Below are 776 nucleotides of genomic sequence, written 5' to 3'. Positions count from 1 at the left end.
TTGCTATGAATGATTGGGCAACTGATGTTCTTAAGTTTGGTGGTGATCTACGTAAAACATTTACTTTTGCCAAAGTTTTTGAAGATGTTGGGCAGATCTTTATTTATCGTGGTGTGCGTATTGGTGAAGCCAAAATGTCGATTGCGACCACAGGTAAAATTACTGCCTCATTTGGCTTAGTCGGTACTGAGTTTGAACGTACGACTACAAACCCTGTTAAAACACCAACACCTGTACCTGATGCAGTTCTTGTTTCAGCAATTAATGTGGGTGATTTAACCGTTAATGGTGAAACTATTGTGGGTAAAGCGTGTTTGCAATCGCTTGAATTGAATATCACCAATAATCTAGAAGCGATTCGTTGTATTGGTAATCAAAAGCTAACAGCGCAAATGTATCTAGAGAAGATGGTAGATATCACCTTATCAACGCAATACATGTTTAGTGCTCAATCTGCGGGATATATTGATTTTATTAAAACTCGCGCTGTGATGCCTATTAACTTCTCAATTGAAGATTCCAAAGGCAATGGTTACGCTTTTGAATTTCCAAACTTGGAGGTATCAGAAGCCAATCACCCAGATGGTGGCGGTGAAGATACCATTACTATTGATATCAACTACAACCACATTAAAACATCACCGATTATTACTCGAATTCTCGTACCTTAATTCACACCGCCTTAGGGCGGTTTTTTACTGAGATCAAATCATGGCTTTAAAAGTAGCAATTAAAGAAAGCAAAGAAATTTCATTATGGCGTGAATACAAAGATAA

At 37.8% G+C, this 776-nt stretch carries 1 protein-coding gene; it reads left to right on the top strand.

The window, feature by feature from the left end:
- The coding region (locus C9E89_RS22940; RefSeq protein WP_107010340.1) for a phage tail tube protein at positions 1 to 671 on the top strand (671 nt) is incomplete at its 5' end.
- Positions 672 to 776: the final 105 nt, after the last annotated feature.

Origin of the sequence: Acinetobacter sichuanensis, from assembly GCF_003024515.2 — a bacterium.
Classification (GTDB): domain Bacteria; phylum Pseudomonadota; class Gammaproteobacteria; order Pseudomonadales; family Moraxellaceae; genus Acinetobacter; species Acinetobacter sichuanensis.
This window is presented reverse-complemented; position numbering and strand designations above follow the sequence as displayed.